The sequence below is a fragment of the Kluyvera ascorbata genome (assembly GCF_023195735.1).
Taxonomy (GTDB): domain Bacteria; phylum Pseudomonadota; class Gammaproteobacteria; order Enterobacterales; family Enterobacteriaceae; genus Kluyvera; species Kluyvera ascorbata.
In genome coordinates, this window is the sequence record NZ_CP096201.1 from 1,918,863 (window position 1) to 1,939,974 (window position 21,112).

At 52.1% G+C, this 21,112-nt stretch carries 19 protein-coding genes; 11 read left to right on the forward strand and 8 right to left on the reverse strand.

From position 1 onward, the window contains the following. Window positions 1-51 precede the first annotated feature (51 nt). Complete coding sequence (locus tag MY052_RS08980; protein ID WP_202209216.1) at window positions 52-1,566, reverse strand: DASS family sodium-coupled anion symporter; 1,515 nt, start codon at window positions 1,564-1,566, stop codon at window positions 52-54. A 632-nt stretch (window positions 1,567-2,198) separates the two neighbouring features. On the opposite strand from MY052_RS08980, the gene MY052_RS08985 reads away from it, so the two are divergent. Together MY052_RS08985 and MY052_RS08990 are read left to right on the forward strand one after the other, a co-directional pair. Continuing rightward, window positions 2,199-5,003, forward strand: coding sequence for a flavocytochrome c (locus MY052_RS08985; protein ID WP_202217695.1), 2,805 nt, complete (start codon window positions 2,199-2,201; stop codon window positions 5,001-5,003). 116 nt (window positions 5,004-5,119) lie between these two features. Further along, window positions 5,120-6,085: an FAD:protein FMN transferase gene (locus MY052_RS08990; protein WP_202217696.1), complete on the forward strand. Its 966-nt coding sequence runs from the start codon at window positions 5,120-5,122 to the stop codon at window positions 6,083-6,085. Here the strand turns inward: MY052_RS08990 and dcuR are convergent. Continuing rightward, complete coding sequence (gene dcuR, locus MY052_RS08995) at window positions 6,066-6,785, reverse strand: two-component system response regulator DcuR (protein ID WP_035895057.1); 720 nt, start codon at window positions 6,783-6,785, stop codon at window positions 6,066-6,068. The two genes, MY052_RS08990 and dcuR, sit on opposite strands and share 20 nt — an antisense overlap. Beyond that, window positions 6,782-8,392, reverse strand: coding sequence for a sensor histidine kinase (locus tag MY052_RS09000; RefSeq protein ID WP_248538635.1), 1,611 nt, complete (start codon window positions 8,390-8,392; stop codon window positions 6,782-6,784). The genes dcuR and MY052_RS09000 overlap by 4 nt, the downstream gene beginning before the upstream one ends. A 176-nt stretch (window positions 8,393-8,568) precedes the next feature. Here MY052_RS09000 and MY052_RS09005 point away from each other — a divergent pair, with 176 nt between their 5' ends. Beyond that, window positions 8,569-9,465 carry an N-acetylmuramic acid 6-phosphate etherase gene (locus tag MY052_RS09005; RefSeq protein ID WP_123652178.1) on the forward strand — a complete coding sequence of 299 codons (897 nt, stop codon included), beginning with the start codon at window positions 8,569-8,571 and terminating at the stop codon, window positions 9,463-9,465. A 52-nt stretch (window positions 9,466-9,517) separates the two neighbouring features. Here MY052_RS09005 and ompC read toward each other — a convergent pair whose 3' ends face one another. Beyond that, window positions 9,518-10,702 carry a porin OmpC gene (gene ompC, locus MY052_RS09010; protein ID WP_248538636.1) on the reverse strand — a complete coding sequence of 395 codons (1,185 nt, stop codon included), beginning with the start codon at window positions 10,700-10,702 and terminating at the stop codon, window positions 9,518-9,520. Between the two features lie 706 nt (window positions 10,703-11,408). Here ompC and drpB point away from each other — a divergent pair. The 4 genes from drpB to MY052_RS09030 are packed head-to-tail and all read left to right on the forward strand — an operon-like array spanning window position 11,409 to window position 14,377. After that, window positions 11,409-11,690 carry a cell division protein DrpB gene (gene drpB, locus MY052_RS09015; RefSeq protein ID WP_202217700.1) on the forward strand — a complete coding sequence of 94 codons (282 nt, stop codon included), beginning with the start codon at window positions 11,409-11,411 and terminating at the stop codon, window positions 11,688-11,690. Window positions 11,691-11,735: 45 nt separating this feature from the next. Further along, complete coding sequence (locus tag MY052_RS09020; protein ID WP_248538637.1) at window positions 11,736-12,446, forward strand: phosphohydrolase; 711 nt, start codon at window positions 11,736-11,738, stop codon at window positions 12,444-12,446. 34 nt (window positions 12,447-12,480) lie between these two features. After that, window positions 12,481-13,902: a DNA cytosine methyltransferase gene (locus MY052_RS09025; protein ID WP_248538638.1), complete on the forward strand. Its 1,422-nt coding sequence runs from the start codon at window positions 12,481-12,483 to the stop codon at window positions 13,900-13,902. Next, the gene (locus tag MY052_RS09030) at window positions 13,883-14,377 is read left to right on the forward strand and encodes a very short patch repair endonuclease (protein ID WP_248538922.1); all 495 of its coding nucleotides are present in this window, start codon (window positions 13,883-13,885) and stop codon (window positions 14,375-14,377) included. The genes MY052_RS09025 and MY052_RS09030 overlap by 20 nt, the downstream gene beginning before the upstream one ends. Here MY052_RS09030 and yedA read toward each other — a convergent pair. After that, a complete protein-coding gene (gene yedA / locus MY052_RS09035) occupies window positions 14,352-15,263 on the reverse strand; it encodes a drug/metabolite exporter YedA (protein ID WP_202217703.1) in 912 nt (303 codons plus the stop codon). The genes MY052_RS09030 and yedA overlap by 26 nt on opposite strands. 176 nt (window positions 15,264-15,439) lie before the next feature. On the opposite strand from yedA, the gene MY052_RS09040 reads away from it, so the two are divergent. The 3 genes from MY052_RS09040 to dgcQ all read left to right on the forward strand — a co-directional run bounded on the left by MY052_RS09040 (window position 15,440) and on the right by dgcQ (window position 18,489). Continuing rightward, window positions 15,440-16,351, forward strand: coding sequence for a DUF808 family protein (locus MY052_RS09040; protein ID WP_035897001.1), 912 nt, complete (start codon window positions 15,440-15,442; stop codon window positions 16,349-16,351). Window positions 16,352-16,428: 77 nt separating this feature from the next. Then, window positions 16,429-16,608, forward strand: coding sequence for a YodC family protein (locus MY052_RS09045; protein WP_035896999.1), 180 nt, complete (start codon window positions 16,429-16,431; stop codon window positions 16,606-16,608). A 159-nt stretch (window positions 16,609-16,767) separates the two neighbouring features. Next, window positions 16,768-18,489, forward strand: coding sequence for a cellulose biosynthesis regulator diguanylate cyclase DgcQ (dgcQ, locus tag MY052_RS09050; protein WP_248538639.1), 1,722 nt, complete (start codon window positions 16,768-16,770; stop codon window positions 18,487-18,489). A 303-nt stretch (window positions 18,490-18,792) separates the two neighbouring features. Here dgcQ and MY052_RS09055 read toward each other — a convergent pair whose 3' ends face one another. Next, window positions 18,793-18,999, reverse strand: coding sequence for a DUF2525 domain-containing protein (locus MY052_RS09055; RefSeq protein WP_035896996.1), 207 nt, complete (start codon window positions 18,997-18,999; stop codon window positions 18,793-18,795). Window positions 19,000-19,172: 173 nt separating this feature from the next. Here MY052_RS09055 and dsrB point away from each other — a divergent pair, with 173 nt between their 5' ends. After that, a complete protein-coding gene (gene dsrB, locus MY052_RS09060) occupies window positions 19,173-19,364 on the forward strand; it encodes a protein DsrB (RefSeq protein WP_035896994.1) in 192 nt (63 codons plus the stop codon). A gap of 50 nt (window positions 19,365-19,414) precedes the next feature. Here dsrB and rcsA read toward each other — a convergent pair whose 3' ends face one another. Together rcsA and fliR are read right to left on the reverse strand one after the other, a co-directional pair. Beyond that, the gene (gene rcsA / locus MY052_RS09065) at window positions 19,415-20,038 is read right to left on the reverse strand and encodes a transcriptional regulator RcsA (RefSeq protein WP_035896993.1); all 624 of its coding nucleotides are present in this window, start codon (window positions 20,036-20,038) and stop codon (window positions 19,415-19,417) included. Window positions 20,039-20,315: 277 nt separating this feature from the next. Then, entirely contained in the window at window positions 20,316-21,110 is a 795-nt protein-coding gene (gene fliR, locus MY052_RS09070; RefSeq protein ID WP_035896990.1) for a flagellar biosynthetic protein FliR, read from the reverse strand. Window positions 21,111-21,112 lie beyond the last annotated feature (2 nt).

Here is a 21,112-nt window from a genome sequence, read left to right on the forward strand (position 1 = left end):
TTCACTCCATAAAAATAAAACCGCCGGAGGTTGCCCGCCGACGGTTATGAATCAGAACATCATAGACATCCATGGGTAGCCGATGACCAGCAGTGCTACCAGGAAGATGCCCCCAAAGATGGTGCCGAGGCGCCAGTAGTCTTTGGTCGGCAGATAGCCACTGCCGTAGTAAATTGGGCTTGGGCCAGTACCGTATGGGGTGATGATCCCCATGATACCCAGCGAGGTCACCATCAGCAGCACGAAGACGTTCATGTTCATGCCCGGAATGGTTGACGCGATGGTCAGCATCGCTGGCAGCAGCGCAGTGGTGTGCGCGGTGGTGCTGGCAAACAGGTAGTGCAGCAGGTAGAACGCCAGCAGCAGAACGATGGTCGCCACGCCCGGGGAGATACCGCTCATCAGCATGCCGCCTTCTTTACCCAACCAGCCGATAAAACCGGTAGAGGAGAGGCCGTCGGCCAGAGCCACCAGAGTGGCAAACCACACGAAGGTGTTCCACGCGGCTTTATTACCGGTGATGTCGCTCCACTCCAGTACGCCGGTCCACAGCATCAGGCCGATAATCAGCAGAGCGGCCATGGCGGGTTCAATCCACGCGGCGGCGAAGATCCACATCATCAGCGCACAGCACACGAACACCAGCAGCAGAATTTCGTTACGAGACAGTTTGCCGAGTTTTTCCAGCTCACGTGCGGCCCACAGCGGCACTTCGTCGTTCACCTTCACTTCCGGCGGGTAGAACCAGTAAGCCAGCAGCGGCATGGTCAGAATCAACAGCAGACCCAGCGGCAGGAAGGCGATAAACCAGGTACCCCAGGAGATGTTGATACCAACGATGCTTTTCACCAGCGCCAGCGCCAGCAGGTTAGGTGCCAGTGCGGAAAGGAACATGGAGCTGGTAATACAGGCGGCGGTAATCGCCACCCACATCAGGTATGAACCAATTTTACGCGCGCTTGGGTCATTAGGTTTTGAACCGTACAGCGGCGGCAGGTTAGCGATAATCGGGTAGATGGTCCCGCCGCTACGCGCGGTGTTGGACGGGGTAAACGGTGCCAGCAGCAGGTCTGCCAGAGTAATGGCATAGCCAAGCGTCAGGCTGCGGCGACCGAGGTATTTCACCAGGATCAGCGCCAGGCGGCGACCGAAGCGGGTTTTATCGTAACCGGCCGCGAACATAAACGCGCCGAAGATAAGCCAGACGGTGGAGTTGCCGAAGCCGCTGACCGCCCATTTAAAGGAGGCACCCGCCAGCTGGAACTTCGGTGCCGCCATCTGTTCAGGGCTGAACAGCACCCACTGGCTGCACAACGCGATGGCAACCACCCCGGTCAGGCCGATAACGGCACCTGGAAGCGGTTCAAAGATAAGGCCAACAATTACGCCGACAAAGATAGCGAAGTAGTGCCAGGCATACGGTGGAAGCCCGTCAGGAACCGGGACGAAGAGGAGAAGCACCGCCACAATAATAGGCAGCGCCATCATCACAAGACGGTTTTTCTTACCATCCTTTGGTTTACTCACCGGGGTCGGTGAGTGCGATGTCGCAGATTTCTCGTTCATATTACGCTTCTATAAGTAGTTAATAATTCGATTGACTAAAATTGCCGCTTTGCTTTTTTTAGTTTTTTTACTTTCTTTATATTTCAAAAGCACGGCTGGCAATTTCAAAAGTTAGGTGCTTAACGCTATTTTATTTAGCGCTAAGTTTTAAAAATCTTATATTCATATAATGCGCTTTTGGATGCTATTACAATTGATCGGGATCAAAAAATCACAATCGCCGTATTAATTTTACGCATTGATAAATAACCCTATTGGCTTATTGGGTATTATGGAGGTTAGGTTAAATTAATTTTTATATTAGATGGTGTTTTGCTTGTTTTTAATTGTCACAAGTTGTTGTTTTTATTGGTTTTAACTTTGGCTTTGCACTGGTTTGACCACTGTTAACAAAGTTGCATTTGTATCGATATTTATTAAATTATTGTGAATAAAAAAGAATTAAATTAGTAACTCCATGGGGGTATGTGTGTTATTTAGGGGATTAAATAGTTTTATAACTAACGTAATTGCTTTAGTAACTAAAATTATCGTTATATTAATACCATGATATCGGCATAACAAATAACTCAAATACAGCCCGATCCCGAATTCTTAAATTTTAATTTTTTAAAAGTTTGGAGTTAACCCTTATGAACAATCAACATCGCGTACTGAGCTCTTGTACATTACCGAATGGTACCGAGCTTAAAAACCGTCTCTTTATGGCACCGATGACAACCTGTTCAGGTTATTACGATGGTTCCGTCAGCAGCGAGCTGGTGGAGTACTATCGTGCTCGCGCCGGTCTTATCGGTACTATCATCGTAGAATGCTGTTTTGTTGACGATTTAGGTCTGGCTTTCCCGGGCGCACTCGGCATTGACAGCGATGACAAAATTGCCGGGCTGGCAAAAATCGCTGAAGCCATTAAATCGAAAGGCTCTAAAGCACTGCTGCAAATCTACCACGGCGGCCGCATGGTCGATCCGAAACTGATTGGTGGCCGTACGCCGGTTGGCCCAAGCGCCGTAGCGGCCCCGCGTGATGGCGCGGCAACACCGGTAGCTCTGACCACTGAAGAAGTGGAAGGGATGGTCGGTAAGTTCGGCGATGCCGTACGTCGTGCTATTCAGGCCGGTTTTGATGGCGTCGAAATCCACGGCGCAAATACCTATCTTATCCAACAGTTCTACTCGCCAAACTCCAACCAGCGTGACGACGAGTGGGGCGGCAGCCGCGATAACCGCGCGAAATTCCCGCTAGCGGTGTTAGATATCACCCATAAAATGGTGCGCCAGTATGCGGACGACGCCTTCATCATCGGCTATCGTTTCTCGCCTGAAGAGATGGAAATTCCAGGGATTCGCTTTGACGACACGATGTATCTGCTGGAAAAACTGGCTGCTCGTGGGCTGGACTATCTGCACTTCTCCGTTGGTGCGACGTTGCGTCCGTCTATCGTCGATACGACCGACCCGACCCCGCTGATTGAAAAATACGTTGCGATGCGTTCTGAAACGCTGGCACAAGTGCCGGTAATGGGCGTGGGCGGCGTGGTGAACGACAGCGATATCGAAAGCGCTATGGACCACGGTTACGACCTGATTGCGGTTGGCCGCGCCTGTATCGCTTATCCTGACTGGGCTGAACGCATTGCCGACGGCCAGACGCTGGATCTGTTTATCGACAGCACCCAGCGCGAAGCGCTGAATATCCCTGAACCGCTGTGGCGTTTCTCGCTGGTGGAAGCGATGATCCGCGATATGAGCGTGTCGGTGTCTAAATTCAAGCCGGGCGTGTTCGTTGAAACAGTGCAGGATGAAGCCGGTGAACTGGTTATCAACGTTAGCCTCGAAACCGACAGAATCGCCGACATTGAACTGACCGGCGGCGTGGATCAGGACGTGGAGTTCGTCACCAGCTTTGAAGAAATTCGCTCACGTATTCTGGATGCGAACACCCCACATGTGGATGCCATCTCCGGGGCAACCAGCCAGAGCGAAGCGGTGAAAAAAGCGGTCTCCAAAGCGATGGTGAAATCCAGTAAAGCGCTGGTGGCTGAAGAGGGCGGCGATACCGCGGCACCAAAATCTTACGATGTGGTGGTAGTCGGGAGCGGCGGTGCAGGTCTGGCGGCGGCTATTCAGGCGCACGATGACGGTGCCCGCGTGCTGATCGTTGAGAAAATGCCGACCATTGGTGGGAACACCATTAAGGCATCCGCTGGGATGAACGCTGCAGAAACGCGCTTCCAGCGGGTGAAAGGGATTCAGGACAGCAAAGAGCTGTTCTATGAAGAAACCCTGAAAGGCGGCAAAAACAAAAATAATCCTGCGCTGCTGCGCCGCTTTGTTGAAACGGCACCGCAGGCCATTGAATGGCTGGCGGATCGCGGCATCATGCTGAACGACATCACCACTACCGGTGGGATGAGCATTGATCGTACGCACCGTCCAAAAGATGGTTCTGCAGTGGGAGGCTACCTGATAAGCGGTCTCGTGCGTAACGTCACAAAACGCCAGATTGATGTCATGCTCGACACCTCCGTGGTCGATATTGTAATGGAAGGGGGCGAAGTTGCCGCCGTACGTCTGCTGACCGATGAGCAGGAAACGGTCACCATTCAGACCCGCAGCATCATTGTGGCGACAGGTGGTTTCAGCGCTAACAGCGAAATGGTGGTGAAATACCGTCCTGACCTGGCGGGCTTTGTCACCACTAACCACAAAGGGGCGACCGGCGGCGGTATCGCGCTGCTTGAACGCATCGGTGCTGGTACGGTAGATATGGGCGAAATTCAGATTCACCCAACCGTTGAGCAGAAAACCTCTTATCTGGTCTCTGAATCTATTCGCGGCGGCGGGGCTATTCTGGTGAATCAGAAGGGTAACCGATTCTTCAACGAGATGGAGACCCGTGACAAAGTGTCCGCGGCGATTATCGCGCTGCCGGAGCACTATGCTTACATCGTGTTTGATGAACATGTTCGCGTCAAAAACAAAGCGGCGGATGAGTATATCGCGAAAGGGCTGGTCACCAGCGCCAGCACGCCTGCGGAACTGGCGGCAAAACTGGGGCTGGACGCTGAAGCCTTCCAGGCAACCTTGACGCGCTATAACGGTTTTGTGGAAAAACAGGACGACGAAGAGTTCGGTCGTAAAACTGCACTGCGCGCACCGTTGAATGAAGGGCCGTTCCACGCAATTCAGATTGCGCCGGGCGTACACCACACGATGGGCGGCGTAACCATCAACACTGATACCTGCGTGCTCAACGCCAACAAACAGGCAATTCCTGGCGCTTATGCCGCCGGTGAAGTGGTCGGTGGCATCCACGGCGGTAACCGTATTGGCGGGAACGCGGTGGCAGATATTATTATCTTTGGTACGCTTGCCGGTCGTCAGGCCGCGCAGCGCGCGCAGCAGGTACCCTGGGCGATGCTTGAATCCGCATAATTAACCGGCATCGAATTGCCTGATGGCGCTGCGCTTATCAGGCCTTCAAAACCCAACCCGTAGCCCGGCCGAGCGTAGCGACGACGGGTTGTTACCATCAGCAAAGGGGGATATCGATGTCAGACAGCACAAGGGTTTATAGCTATTCTGCCGTACTGATGGGCTCACCCATCCTGCTTAAGCTTTTCGCGCATAACGAACCGCTCGCCTCACGCGTTTTCCGCCTTATCAAACACTATGAAGACCTGCTCACCGTTAACCGCGCCCAGTCGCAGGTGATGGATATCAACCATGCGGCGGGTCAGCATCCGGTTGTTGTCAGCGCCCCCGTTTACACCCTCATCAAATGCGCGAAAGCGGCGAGCCTGCTGCCACAAAGCACCTTTAACTTTGCCATTGGTCCGCTGGTTAAGCGCTGGCGCATCGGTTTTAAAGGCGACAGCGTGCCACCGGCTGATGAAATTACCCAACTGTTGACGCTGACCAATCCGGAACAGGTCGTGCTGAACGACGACGATATGAGCGTGTTTCTGGCACAGCCCGGTATGGAAATCGATCTCGGCGCGATTGCCAAAGGCTTTATTGCCGACCGCGTGCGTGACTATCTGCGCCAGGAAGGGGTGGAGCAGGGGTTAATTAATCTCGGCGGTAACGTTCAAACGCTGGGGACGCCGGAAGGGGGCTGGTCAATTGGTTTAAAAAAACCGTTCTCAACCTCTGGCGCGATGATTGGTACCCTGGAAATTGAGAATAAATCGGTGGTGACTTCAGGCGTGTACGAGCGTTTTTTCGAACAAAACGGCCATCTTTATCATCATATCCTCGACCCACGCACGGGATATCCGCTGGATAATGAACTTGATAGCGTCACCATCATCAGCGCGGATTCAATCGACGGCGATATCTGGACTACGCTGATGTACGGCATGGGGGTCGAAAAAGGGTGCATGGCGCTGCGGTCGCGGCCGGACATTGAAGCTATTTTTGTCACCAAAAACAAAGAGGTGGTGCTTTCATCGTCCCACCTCTATCGTTTCACGCTGCTGGACAGCGATTACCGGCTTACTGGCAGTACTGTTTGAGCAAGCCGTATTGCTCGGCCTGTAGGCGGTAGCGATAAACCGGGCGGCCGGTAGCACCATAGTGAATGCTGGTAAACAGAATATTAATTTGTGCCAGCCAGATCAGATATTTACGGCAAGACACACGTGAAATATTCACCGCCTGCGCCAGGTCGTCGGTGGAGAATTCGGTCTCCGGGTGAGCATCAATCCACTGGCACAGCGTGCGCAGCGTCTGCGGCGTTAAGCCCTTCGGCAAGCGTTTGGTATCCGCCAGTTCCGGCGTACCGCCGTGCAGCAGACGGTCAACGTCGGCCTGCTCGTAGTAGGCGTGGCTGCCCATCAGCTGTTTTTTCTCACGCCAGCTCAGCAGCGCCTCTTCAAAACGCGGGAACTGGAACGGTTTAATGAGGTAGTCCACCACGCCGTAGCGCAGCGATGTCTGGACGGTGGCGGCATCTGAAGCGGATGAGATCATAATGACGTCGATCGCGCGGCCAGAATCGCGCACGATGGGCAGCAGATCCAGACCGTTATCTTGCTGCATATAGACATCCAGCAAAATAAGATCGATAGAGAGCGTGGCATCCTGCACTTTCTCTTTTGCCTGTTGGAGCGTAGAGGCAATGCCGCAGCAGACGAACCCGTCGACCCGCTCGATATAGCAGCGGTTAAGGTCGGCCACCATGGCATCATCATCGACTATCAATACATTCATCACGCGCTGTTCCTCTCGCTATCCCAGGGAATTTGTACAAAAAATTGCGTAAACACGCCAGGCTCAGACTCGACGGAAAGGGTGCCGCCGAGGTTTTCCGTTTGCTGGCGGGCCAGAAATAGCCCGACGCCCCGGTTCTCGCCTTTGGTTGAAAATCCTTTATTAAAGATGGCATCGATACGATCGGCCGCGATGCCGGGACCATCGTCGCTAACCTCGCCGCTGAGCCAGCCATTCTGGTAGTGCAGCAGCAAACCAATCTCGCCTTCGCCCTGATCTGCCATCGCATCCAGCGCGTTTTCTATCAGGTTACCGAGCACCGTCACCAACACCGCAACCTGCTCTTCATTAGGGTTATCCGGGATCAGACTTTCTTCGGCCAACGTCAGGGTAACGCCTGCGTCGCTCGCACGGTTAATTTTACCCAACAGGAACCCGGCAATGATCGGTGATTTAATTTTATGCTGCAACGTGCCGATATCCGTCTGATAGTTCTGCGCGGTCTGGAGGATGTAGCCTTCCAGCTTGTCGTAGCGCTTCATGTGCAGCAGCCCCAGAATCACGTGTAGTTTGTTCATAAACTCGTGGGAGTGGCTGCGAAGCGCATCAACGTAGTTCACTAGCCCGTCCATGCGCTGCATCAGTTGACTGATTTCCGTTTTGTCGCGGAAAGTACTAATGGCGCCAATAACCCGTTTATTGTTGAGCACCGGGACGGTGCTGCACAGCAGCAGACGCCCGTTACAGCCAATCTCACGATCCTCAATAGGCGTGCCGCTGACCAACACTTCTTTCAGGCTATCCAGCAGCGGCGCGTGCTGCACGGCACCGAGGGCTGGTGCATCGACGGAAAACAGTATTTGGCGAGCCGCCTGATTAATTAGCGTCACCCGACCTTGACCATCAACTGCAATCACCCCTTCGCGAATTGATTGCAGCATGGCCTGACGTTGCTCAAATAAGCTGGAGATTTCGTGAGGCTCGAGACCGAACAGGATATTTTTGAGCACCCGCACCAATCCCCAGACCCCGAGCAGGCCGACAATCGCGCTGAACAGGACAAACCAGACTGCGTTCCAGCGTGCGGCGCTGATTTGCTGATCGACCTTTTGTAGAGAAATGCCGACGATCACGACGCCAATCTGTTGATGCTGGCTGTTATAAATCGGGGTGAAAACGCGCATCGCTTCAGCCAGCACGCCGTGGTTGATGGAGAGGTTCTCTTTTCCTTGCAATGCGGGCTTAAGATCCGCGCCGATAAAGTGCTGACCAATCAAATGCGCATTGGGGTGTGAGTAGCGGACCGCGTCCATATTAGTGACGACGGCATAGAGCAGGTCGTTTTGCTGCTGCACCGCGCTGGCGATAGGCTGAATGATGTTGCTGTCAGGCGATTGCGCCAGCCCGCGCTTTATCTCGGGCGAGTTGGCAAGCGTGCGGGCGATGGCAAACGCCGTATCTTCCACGCCTGCGCGTGTTGCTTTGGTTATCTGTACAAAGTAGAAGGCGTAGACCACCAGTAACACGGAGGCAATGACGCTGCAAACCATCAGCGTCACCAGCGTACTGAGCTTCATGGGGCGCTTGGGGTGGGGCTGATTGTGCGGCATGCGTACGTTAATACCTTTTATTATCGGAGGTCAAAAAACCATTATCGCCGATGTGCCTGATTTCATAAAGCTATCCTCCCTTACAAAACCAAACCTCTCTTTGTGACCGTTCTCGCAGAGCAATCCATACAAAACACTTTAGTATTGCTTAAGAACCCATAATAAGGAGTCCGTTTATGAGCATTAAGCTTACCGGTTCAGTCATGGAACGACGCAATTCAACGACGGCTGAGATTGATAGACTGTCTACTCGCGATATGTTGAGCGTTATTAATCAAGAAGATAAACGCATTGCTGATGCGATAACCCCTTGTCTCGACAACATCACCCAACTGATTGATAACGCGGTGGCGACGTTAAGCCACGGCGGGCGCGTGGTAATAGTGGGGGCCGGTGCCTCTGGGCGTAACGCGGTGATCGCGGCGAATGAGTTTTCCCCGGACGAAAAGCACCCGGTAATGGGACTGATTGCCGGCGGGGCGTTGGCCATGCTGCATGAGATGAGCGGTGCAGGGCAGGATTACGATCGCGGGGTACTTGATCTTCAGGCTATCGGGTTCACCCAAAAAGACATGCTGGTGGCGCTTACGGTGAGTGGGAAAACACCATGGTTGTGGGGGGCGTTACGCCACGCATGGTCTTTGGGGGCGATGCGGGCCGTGATTACCCGCAATCTGCACAGCGAAGCGACCGATCTTGCCGAGATCGTGATTGCGCCGCAAACGGGGGCTGAAGTGGTGGCTGGCTACGGCGAGCCTAAGGCGATGGCCGCACAGAAAATGGTGCTCTCTATGCTGACAACCGGGCTGGCTATTCGCAGTGGCCGGGTTTATAGCAATATGCGCGTGGATATCCGTGACACGGATACGCGTATGGCTGAGCGGCAAATTGCGATAGTGATGGAAGCGGGTGGGTGCAGCCGCGCGGTGGCGAAAGCGGCGCTGGAAAGCTGCGATCACCAGTGTAAGACGGCTGTGCTGATGGTACTTACCGGCCTGGACGCCTGGAAAGCGCACGAGCTGCTGGCGCAGAACAATGGTTTTGTGCGGGTGGCGTTGCAGGAAGCGCCGTAATTCAGCTAAGGAAGAATAAAGCCCGTTTAGCGGGCTTTATTCTAGCTACAGATTAGAACTGATAGGTTAAACCAATGCCGAAGATATCATCGGTAGAGATGTTGTTAGCGCGGTAGAAGTTGTCGTCGTCCAGCATGTTGATTTTGTAATCAACATAGGTGGAGAAATTCTTGTTGAAATAGTAATAAGCACCAACGTCAATGTAGTTCACCAGATCTTGATCGGTCAGGTGAGAACCGTGATTGTCGTAATGAACACCGACGTCGACGCCTTTAGAATAGACCCACGCCAGCGATGGGCGCAGACCGAAATCGAATTGGTATTGTGCCGTAATTTCAAAGTTTTGTGTTTTGTTGGCAATACCATCGTCGCCAAATGGGGTCATGTTGCGAGTTTCCGCATACATCATCGCCAGATAGAAGTCGTTGGCATCATATTTCGCACCAATGGTCCACACATCGGCTTTATCTCCGCTAGCGCTCACGCTGCCGTTCTTGCCGCTACCATAAGCATTGTACACGCCGCGGTAAGCCACCTGATCGTTAGTGCGATCGGATGAAGCATAAGCTGCACCCACGCTCAGACCTTGAAGTTCGGGAACGGCATCGCTGAAATCAAAAGTGGTTGACATGCTGTAGCCGTCACCGTTCTGGAAGCGAACATCGTTATGGCCGTTTTTGGTCCCTTCCTGGTTGTTTGAACCAGATTCGTTAGCTCCCTGATACTGCAGCGCGAAGTTCCAGCCATCAACCAAGCCGAAGAAGTCACTGTTACGGTAGGTGGCGACGCCGTTAGTACGACCAACCATGAAGTTGTCGGTCCAGGTATAGGAGTCCCCCCCCTGAACTGGCAGCATATCTGTCCAGCCTTCAATGTCGTATACCGCACCGTAGTTACGGCCGTAATCGAAAGAGCCCAGGGTGGCGAACTTCAGACCGGCGAACGCCAGACGGTTGAAGGATTTATCACCAGCGCCTTCGGTATCGTTCGCGTAGGTTTTGTATTCCCACTGGCCATAGCCAATCAGATCGTTAGAAATCTGAGTTTCGCCCTTGAAACCAATCTGCACGTAGGTTTCATCGCCGTCATCGCCAGCGTGGTCGGAGAAGGTATGACGCGCGTCAACCTTTCCGTACAGATCTACTTTATTACCGTTTTTATTATACATTTCTGCCGCATTTACCGTGCCAGCCACGAGTAAAGCAGGGACTAACAGTGCCAGAGCTTTCATTTTCATTATATTTTCCTTTGCATTATTGCGCATGTGAATATAAGTAACGCCATCCGGCGTTACTGCGCTGGATAATATAGTGAGAGTTCAATTTATTTTAAAATATAAATGTAATTAAATTATATTAAATATTTCATAATGTTTCATCTATATTCAATTTAATATGAATAAAAACGTTTTATTTGTTTTTATCATTGTTTTTACTGGATTTATTTGTCGCGATGATGTTAATTTTATCGATATCAATCATCTGAATGATTATGTATAAGATAAAAAAATCCCGATCGCACTGGCATACGATCGGGAAGATCAAAAAACAACAAATTGATTGATGCATAACAAAAGGCTAATAACGGTAAGGATAATGGCATGATCGCCATAAAAAATAAAGATGCAGAAAAATACTTTATTGTTATTTATTTTATGAATTTAAAATGGCAACTGTTATAAAATTTTTATCATTAGAATATCGTGATTGAGTACTCTCCTGGAGAATGGGGCGAAAGAACCTAACGCGAATCAGCAGTACTTCCATTGATGTAGATGTCATCTGACAAAATTGCCGAAGATCAAGCTAACGGTAGTTTGTTACCGGTAACGTTGAGTGAGACTACCTCACATCAATTTAATCGTTATAATGTGACCGATATCACATCTATTGCCAGCGTGATGTCGTGGCAGTGAACATGAATAGCGTAATGAGAGTATTTTTATGGAAGAGCAAATAGAGCGTGGCCCTGGTGGCAAGCTGGCACTGTGGGTATTTTACGCATTTTGCGGTTACTTTGTCTGGGCGATGGCGCGTTACCTGTGGGTCATCAGCGATGTGCAGACTATCCCCGGCGCGACGATCGACGGTGAAATAGGTTCGTCCGTGGGGAAATGGATTGGCGCGCTGCTCGGTTTCCTGGTGCTGAGTATTGTCGGTGCGTTGCTTGGCGGGATAGCCTGGTATACCCGACCTCGCCGGCTTGAACAGGAAGAACAGCGCTAATATTGCTATGCTGGGGGCCAATATACACTCATCCGCGGTGAAGGAATGGAACTAACAGCATGGCAGCAGGACGTTGAACGTTGGTTTGAAACTCATTATGTTGGTAGCGATGCGGCGCATGATATCGCCCATTTTCGTCGAGTCTGGCGTACTGCCAGGCGCATCGCTGCCGACGATCCCGTCGACCTCACGGTGATATTATTGGCAAGTTATTTTCACGACCTCGTTAGCTTGCCGAAAAACCATCCCGATCGCGCCCGTTCCTCTCAGTTATCGGCTCAGCAAACGCTGCTGATTCTACAGCGCGATTTCCCGCAGTTTCCCGCTGAGCGCTATGGCGCCGTTGCTCACGCCATCGAAGCGCACAGCTTCAGCGCGCGCATTACGCCGAACACACCCGAGGCCAAAATCATTCAGGATGCTGACCGGTTAGAAGCGCTGGGTGCTATTGGTTTAGCGCGGGAATTTGCCGTTTCCGGGGCGATGAATGCGGCGCTGTTTGACGCTGACGATCCCTTCGCTGATAACCGTGAACTGGATGATAAAACCTACGCCCTCGACCATTTCCAGACCAAGCTGTTGCGGTTACCTGAAACCATGCAAACCGCAAAAGGGCGCGAGTTGGCACAGCATAACGCCGATTTCCTTGTGCACTTTATGGCGAAGTTGAGCGCCGAGCTGGCGGGCGATCCGCTCTCGGTGGACGCGCAGGTGCTGCGGAGATTCGCAACGCCAGACTCAAGCAACTTATGGTAACCTCAGGTTTATTTTTCTGTATCTGGTCAAACTTATGCAACAACGAGTCTTATCACATGAGAGTGCGTCGTTAGACGCACCGGATGCTCAGACGCTGCTTGAGCATATTCTGGAGATTTACGATTTAAAGACCGTTGTCGCTGAGCTTAGCGCTGTGGGGGAACAGCACTGGAGCCCGGCTATCGTAAAGCGCGTCGTAACCCTGGCGCGCGCCAACACACGTCTGAGTGAAAATGAGTGTGCCCATCTGGCCTCTTTGTTACCGAGGCCGTCTAAGCATCATCCGAATTATGCCTTTCGCTTTGTCGATCTTTTTGCCGGCATCGGCGGCATTCGCCACGGCTTTGAGGCGATTGGCGGCCAATGCGTGTTTACCAGCGAGTGGAACAAACACACGGTGCGCACCTATAAAGCCAACTGGTACTGCGACCCTGTAGAGCATCGGTTTAATACGGATATTCGCGATGTGACGCTGAGCAATCAGCCTGACGTCAGCGACCGTAAGGCTCAGGAACATATTCGGGCGTCGATTCCTCAGCACGACGTGCTACTGGCAGGCTTCCCGTGCCAGCCTTTCTCTTTAGCAGGCGTCTCCAAAAAGAATGCGATGGGTCGCGCGCACGGCTTTGCCTGCGATACTCAGGGCACGCTATTTTTCGACGTGGTGCGGATTATTGATGCTAGACGGCCACCTATCTTCGTGCTGGAAAACGTCAAAAACCTGAAGAGCCACGATAGCGGCAAAACCTTCCGAATTATTATGCAGACGCTAGATGAACTGGGATATGAAGTTTCCGATGCCGCGGATATGGGCGCCAATGACCCGAAAATAATCGATGGTCAGTACTTCCTGCCGCAGCACCGCGAACGCATTGTGTTAGTCGGTTTCCGCCGTGACTTAGGGCTACATGAAGGCTTTACTCTGCGTGATATTCCGTCGCTCTATCCGGCTCAGCGCCCGACCTTTGGTGAACTGCTGGAGCCAAACGTTAACCCCAAATTTATCCTCACCCCGGTGCTGTGGAAATATCTCTACCGCTATGCGCGTAAGCATCAGGAGAAAGGCAACGGTTTTGGCTACGGACTGGTTGACCCGACAAAAGCCAGCAGCGTGGCGCGAACGCTGTCGGCGCGCTATTACAAAGATGGCGCCGAAATCCTGATCGACCGGGGCTGGGATCTGGCGCTGGGGGAAAAGCACTTTGATGACCCGCAAAATCAGCTGCATCGCCCGCGTCGCCTGACGCCGCGAGAGTGCGCTCGCTTGATGGGTTTTGAATCACCGCAGGGATACCGTTTCCGTATTCCGGTGTCGGATACCCAGGCGTACCGGCAGTTTGGTAACTCGGTGATTGTACCGGTGTTTGCCGCCGTGGCGCGCCTTTTACAGTCGCGTATTTTGCAGGCGGTTGCGTTGCGTGATTCGGAAACCGGCGATGGCGGACGTTCACGATAAGGCCACCCGCAGTAAAAATATGCGCGCCATCGGCGCGCAGAATACCGCGATTGAAAAACGGATGGCGGTACTGCTGGACGGCCTGGGCTTGCAATGGCTCGCGCAGGACTCGCGCCTGCCGGGCCGTCCCGATTTTACCCTCGACGACTACCGTTGCGTGATATTCACGCATGGCTGCTTCTGGCATCACCACGATTGCTATCTGTTTAAGGTGCCCGCGACGCGCACCGACTTCTGGCTGAATAAAATTGGCGCTAATGTCGTACGCGATGAGCGGGATATACGCCAGCTTATTGCTTCAGGCTGGCGCGTGCTGGTGGTGTGGGAGTGCGCGCTACGCGGGCGGGAGAAGCTCACAGATCTTGCATTGAGCGAGCGGCTGGAAGAGTGGATCTGCGGCGGCGAGGGCAGCGCGCAGATCGGTATTCAAGGGATCTCAAGCCTGAGGTTTATTTCTCAGTCTGACAAGGAATAGCGCTGGCTTTTGCCGGGAAAAGATATTTCCCGAGCGTCACCAGCACGACGGCGGCGATGATAATCGCCAGCGCGAGCCATTCGGTTCCAGAGAGGTGCTCCCCGTTAAAGCCAGTACCTAACAGCACGGCAACGACCGGGTTCACATAGGCGTAGCTGGTGGCTACAGCAGGCGTGACGTTGCGAATCAAATACATGTAGGCGTTGATGGCGATAATTGAGCCAAAGATGGCGAGATAACCTACCGCCAGGAAACCGTGCAGGCTGGGCAGGGCAGTCAAACGCTCGCCGCTGAACAGCGACGCCACCATCAGGATAATTCCGGCTGCCAGCATTTCGACGGCACCGGCCATCATGCCGGTGGGCAGCTCAATACGTGAACCATACACCGAGCCAAACGCCCAGCTCAGCGAACCAATCAGGATCATCAGCGCGCCCCACGGATTGCCGCTCAGGTTGCCGCCGCTGTTGAGCAGCACAATGCCCGCGAGACCAATCGCAATCCCCAGCCACTCCAGTTTACGCGTTGCGATACCAAAGAAGCGGCTGAAGCAGAGCGTAAATAGGGGAACGGTTGCCACCATAACGGCGGCAATACCGGAAGGCACGTTCTGGTGTTCGGCGACGGTTACCATGCCATTACCAACGGCCAGCAGCAATACGCCAATGATAGCCGCATTAATCAGCGGTTTTCGCGCCGGCAGACGGTGACCGGTTGCTAGCAAAAATACCATCAGCACCACGCCCGCCGAAAGAAAGCGAATGCCTGCCATCATTAAAGGGGGCCAGCTGGCGACGCCGATGCTAATGGCAAAATAGGTTGAACCCCAAATGATATACAGCGCGAACAGCGCGCCAATCAAGGGTAACAGTTGTTTAATACGCATACTTCCTCACGGCAAAATAGCAAGCAGGCAGATAGTAAACGCCAAAACTACCGTGCTGGCGAGTGCTTTAATTCAGGGGTTGATGTTGTTTTTATGTTATAAATATGTATCTCTTACGCCCCGCGTCATTTTGCTTCATACTTTGTTATCAATACAAAAAATAAAGGATGTGGTTTGTGGCAGGAAGTAGCTTATTAACCTTGTTAGATGATATCGCCACTTTACTCGATGATATCTCGATGATGGGCAAACTGGCGGCGAAAAAAACGGCTGGCGTGCTGGGGGATGATTTATCGTTGAACGCTCAGCAGGTTTCTGGCGTGCGTGCGAATCGCGAGCTGCCGGTGGTGTGGAGCGTGGCGAAAGGGTCGCTGCTTAATAAAGTCATTCTGGTACCGCTGGCGCTGTTAATCAGTGCTTTTATCCCGTGGGCGGTAACGCCGCTTTTGATGATTGGCGGCGCGTACCTCTGTTTTGAGGGCGTGGAGAAAGTGCTGCATACGCTGCATGAGCGTAAACATAAAGGCGACGACGACGCGCGCCAGCAGCGTCTGGAGGCTATTGCGCAGCAGGACCCTGGCAGCTATGAGCGAGATAAAGTGAAGGGCGCTATCCGCACCGATTTTATTCTCTCTGCAGAAATTGTTGCCATTACCTTAGGCATCGTCGCTGAAGCGCCGTTGTTGAATCAGGTGCTGATTTTATCCGGCATCGCCGTGCTGGTGACCATTGGCGTCTACGGCCTCGTGGGCGTGATTGTGAAGCTGGATGATATGGGCTACTGGCTGGTCGAAAAACGCAACGCCCTGGCGCAAGGTGTCGGTAAAGGGCTGCTGGTGGTAGCACCGTGGCTGATGAAAACGCTGTCGGTCGTTGGGACGCTGGCCATGTTCCTGGTGGGTGGCGGTATCGTGGTTCACGGCGTTGCGCCGGTGCATCACGCCATTGAAACCTTTGCCACGCAGCAGGCATCCTGGCTTGCCACGCTGGTGCCGGTGTTCGCCAATCTGGTGCTCGGTTTTGTGATTGGCGCCGTCGTGCTGGCGGGGGTGAATGTCATCTCACGCTGGCGCCAGTCTCGTGCATAAAAAATGCGGTTCCGGTACGCAAACCGTTCGTGGATCGGCTAAGGTGAAACAGTTTCACCCTGATACCGGAGGCAACAATGGTCTTTTTGGTCAGTGATGAAGTCCGGCCCAAAAATGGTGGGCCGCGAATGGTCGTAACGGGATACGCCAGCGGGATGGTGGAGTGCCGCTGGTACGATGGTTTTGGCGTTAAGCGGGAGGCATTCCGTGAAGATGAGCTGATTCCAGGCAATCTATCCCCACAAGAGCAAACGTAATCTTTGCCTTTGCGCCCGGCGAATGCCGGGCGGTTTAGGGCCGTTATCCCGGCCCTTTGTCGTAGCATTGTCGTCGTGGAGCAGCATGAATTATCAGCAGCAATCAATTCTGGAACTGTCGCGGGTTGTTAATTCAAACAGCCGTTTAGGAGCGCTACCGTGCATCCCTTGAAGGCGACGACACCAACGCCCACAGGATGGTGGTCTAAGCTGGCGCGCCGGGTTAAGCCTGAGCGGGTCGTCAATATTTGTTTTGTCGTGGTTCTCTTTTTTTCAACGCTGCTGACATGGCGCGAAACCATCGTGCTGGAAGATGCCTACATCTCAAGTCAGCGTAATAATCTGAAGAACGTGGCCAATGATATGGATGCGCAGCTTCAGTTTAACACTGACCGCCTGCTGTTTTTCCGCAATGGTATGCAGTCCGCTCTCCAGGTGCCGCTGGCGTTTGAAGTGCTGCGCGCCGCCGAACAGCAGTTTGAACGCCAACGTGCGCAGTCTGACTGGCAGATCTCTTTGAACAACAACCGAACGCTGCCGCTACACGGCGTATCCGACGCGTTCGTTGAGCATACTAATCTGCTGTCACGCGACAATCCGCTGCTGGGCAACGAGTTCATGGCGACCATTGAACTGGGCTACCTGCTGCGTTTATCCGCGATGACCCGTCAACACCTTGCGCGTTTTGAAACCCATATGCTGTATGTCTCGCGTGCCGGTTTTTACCTCAGCACAGATGCTACCCAGCAGGACAGCATAACCGAATATTACTATCGTCTGGCAACCAGCCCCTGGTTTACCCAGCAGTCGCAGCGCGACAACCCCAATCGTGGGGTGAAGTGGCAGACGACCTTCAGTCGGGATAAAACGCCTGCTGCGCAAACCGTGACTGCCGCCGTTCCGCTGGACTATGAACAGTATTGGTTCGGCGTGCTGGCTATCCAGCTCTCTGTCAATGAAATGACGCAGTTTCTGACGCAATCCGTTGAAGGAGAGGAAGAAGGAGAATACCAGCTATACGACCGCCGAATGAACCTGATTGCCTCTTCTGAGTCGGATGCGTCAAAGCGCACTCAGCTCTCGCAGGAGGTTCAGGCCCAACTGGCTCATGCCTATGAACAACAAAACGAAGGCAGTGTGCGCCAGTTATCGCGTTATATCAGTTGGGAGAAGCTGCGAAATTTTGATGGCGTGCTGCTGCGCATTCATAGCCTGGAAGAGGGCGTTCGCGGAGACTTCGGTAGTATCAGTATTGCGCTGACGCTACTTTGGGTACTGTTTACCACGATGCTGATTATCTCCTGGATAGTCATCCGCCGCATGGTGCGCAATATGTCAACGCTTCAGGACTCGCTGGCGTGGCGTGCGTGGCACGATATGCTGACTCGCCTCTATAACCGCGGCGCGTTGTTTGAAAGAGCGAGTAAATCCCTTGCCGACTGCCAGAAGGCGGGTGAGTCGTTGGCGGTCATTCAGCTCGACCTCGACCATTTTAAAAGCATTAACGATCGCTTTGGTCACCAGGCGGGTGACCGGGTGCTTATTCATATTGGCAGGGTGATCCTTAATAAGATCCGTAAAGAAGATATCGCTGGCCGGGTAGGTGGTGAAGAATTTTGTCTGGTGCTGCCGGACACCTCGCTGGCTCAGGCAACGGTCATTGCCGAACGTATCCGCGAAAGCATTAACAGCCGGGAAATCCTTATTTCCCGCAACCAGACCATTCGGGTTAGCGCCTCGCTGGGCGTTTGTAGCAGCGATGAACTGGCGCAGTATGATTTCCAGGTTCTGCAATCTATTGCGGATAAAAGGCTCTATCTGGCGAAAACGAGTGGGCGAAATCGTGTGTGTGCGGAAGACGGAGAGGACAGGAATAAATAGCGTCATAAAACATAAATTTAACTTATGTTGAAAGCGTATATTGAGAAAAATCTTAAAGATGTGATGGCGAAATTCTGAAAATAAAACTGTCATCTTGTTGATTTATCATTAGGTTAGCGAAGTGTCTGCGTAAGCAGGACTACGCTGTCATATTTATTTCTTAGGTGAATAATTCTTGTCATTTTAAATAAACGACGATAATGTTTCACCCACGTCAGGTTTCCTGATGTAACGAATATTTCAATGCTTCTTGCTTCGGCAAGGTTGATCCCGACGCTTGCGTGTCGGGATTTTTTTACCCCGCTAGCGCGTCACTTCCGTGATGCTGAAATCATGAATGTCCAACTCGAAGGCTTCTGCTAACTCGTGCCAGGTATGGTATTCGCGGCCATCTACGCTCACGTGATGTGGGTCCTCCGTCGCGCGGTGGATTTCACTTTCGCTGATTTCGTTAATCGCTGCTAGCAGCGCATCAATGTTAACCCCTCGGGGGTCGCTTGCTATCTTCATCACAGACACCCTTTGTTTCGGTCCCTGTATAAGTATACATCTAATTGATGGATATGCTTAAAAAATGAGCAATTTCGCGATAATGATGGATAATTAAGCACTTATGCAACGGAGCGCTGTCAGCGCGGCAATTTTGTTCTAAACTGGGCTAAACCACTCAGGAGATGACGTTTATGCAAGTTAACGATCGTGTGACGGTCAAGACAGATGGGGGGCCGCGTCGCTCCGGCGTCGTGCTGGCAATTGAGCAATTCAATGAAGGGACGATGTATCTGGTATCGCTGGAGGATTATCCTATGGGGATCTGGTTCTTCAATGAGTTGGGCCACGCAGACGGTATTTTCGTTGAAAAAAGCGAATCGTGATTTAGTCATCTGGCGGTAGCGATACCGCCAGTTTCCCTGCTGTCGTTATCCTAACGCATATTGACGAAAATGCCTGATGTGACATTCTCAGCCAGACGAACAACATGATAGATAACCTGTTTGTTATGCGTTTTTATTTTCTTTTTAATATTACCCTTATGTGACGATACGGTTTTAGCTTTAATATTCATCTGATCGGATATTTGTATCGTTCCCTGACCCGACATCCACATTTTCAACATGCTGGATTCTGTACGACTTAATGACAAGGTAGAGATATTAGTTTGCTTTACTTCTGCTGTTTCTTTTTTCAGATAATTACCCAAAATGATATCGAGCGTTTCAGGTTTTATCGATTTAGAGCTAATTAGCAGATTACTCCTAACCATCAGATATTCGTCAAAATGAATATTGGCAATCGCCATAAAAACAATGAACAGCGTCCTGGGGTGTTGATTAATGATCTGCTTAATATGCAGACTACTCTGCACATCATGAATGAAGCAGTCCTCATTAATAAACACGACAGCTGGACGGCGAACGGCGCATATCTCAGCGAGCCCGTCAACGTTGTCTACATTGTCAATATCACGTTTTTTTACCCCACGACTGGCCAGGTATCCGGTTAACCCTAGCCGCGTATAACTGCATAGATCCATAATAATCGTTGACATGGCATACCCTCACTCAATGCGTAACGATAATTAACCCACTGCCTTCGAACTTCATCGCCGCAACGAACCTGGTGAAAATAAAAAACAAGAGGATGAAGACGAACAGGCGGCATCAACTATCCCGTAAAGTTACGTATAATTTGCCAGGAATCATCTCAAAGTAAAGTAAATGTTATGTAGTGTGAATCACCTAAAAACAAATAACCCGCGCCAGCGATATGCTGGTAGATGTTTTTGCAATTTTACTTTAGGAATTTCCTCATAATAACCGGGTGGCTTATGGAGAATTTATACGTGGTAACTCACTGATAATATCTGCTAATAGATCAAATATCTCACTAAATAAGTGTTCGCAAAACGGTGCGATCAGCGGCATTAATGCTGCCATTAATAGAATGCCGACGGTGAGAGTAATCGGAAATCCGATGACGAATACGGAGAGCTGCGGTGTCATACGGTTGAGCATACCCAGCGCCAGGTTGACCGTCAGCAGCAGCGTGATAATAGGCAGAGCCAGCATGACGCCGTTGAGAAAAATCATTCCTCCCGCGCGCGTCAGCGCTAAAAACGCGTTGCTGTTAATGGGTTCGCCGCCGATGGGCAGGGTGTGAAAAGTATCGACCAGCAGCGAAATAAGCCATAAATGGCCGTTAAAAACCAGGAACAGCAGCATCGCGAGCATGTCCATGATTCGTGCCAGCACCGGCATATTGAGGTTGCTTCCTGGGTCAACAAAGGTGGCAAATGAGAGCCCCATCTGCAGGCCAATGACCTCGCCGGAGTAGCGAACGGCCGCAAAGGCGAACTGCATGGTGTACCCTAGCGCAATGCCGATAAGAATCTGCTGTAGCGCTAGCCAGAGCGCATTTGCCGAGAAGATAGGGACTTCAACGACCGGCAGAGAAGGGGCGATAACGACGGTGATAATAATCCCCAGCCCCACCTTCACGCGTTTCGGTATGGTGCGTTCATTCAGAATCGGCGCGGTCGTTATCAGCGCCAGTACCCTCAGCATGGGCCAGAAATAGAGGCTGAGCCAGGAGAGCCACTGGTCGCTGGTGAAATGGATCATCG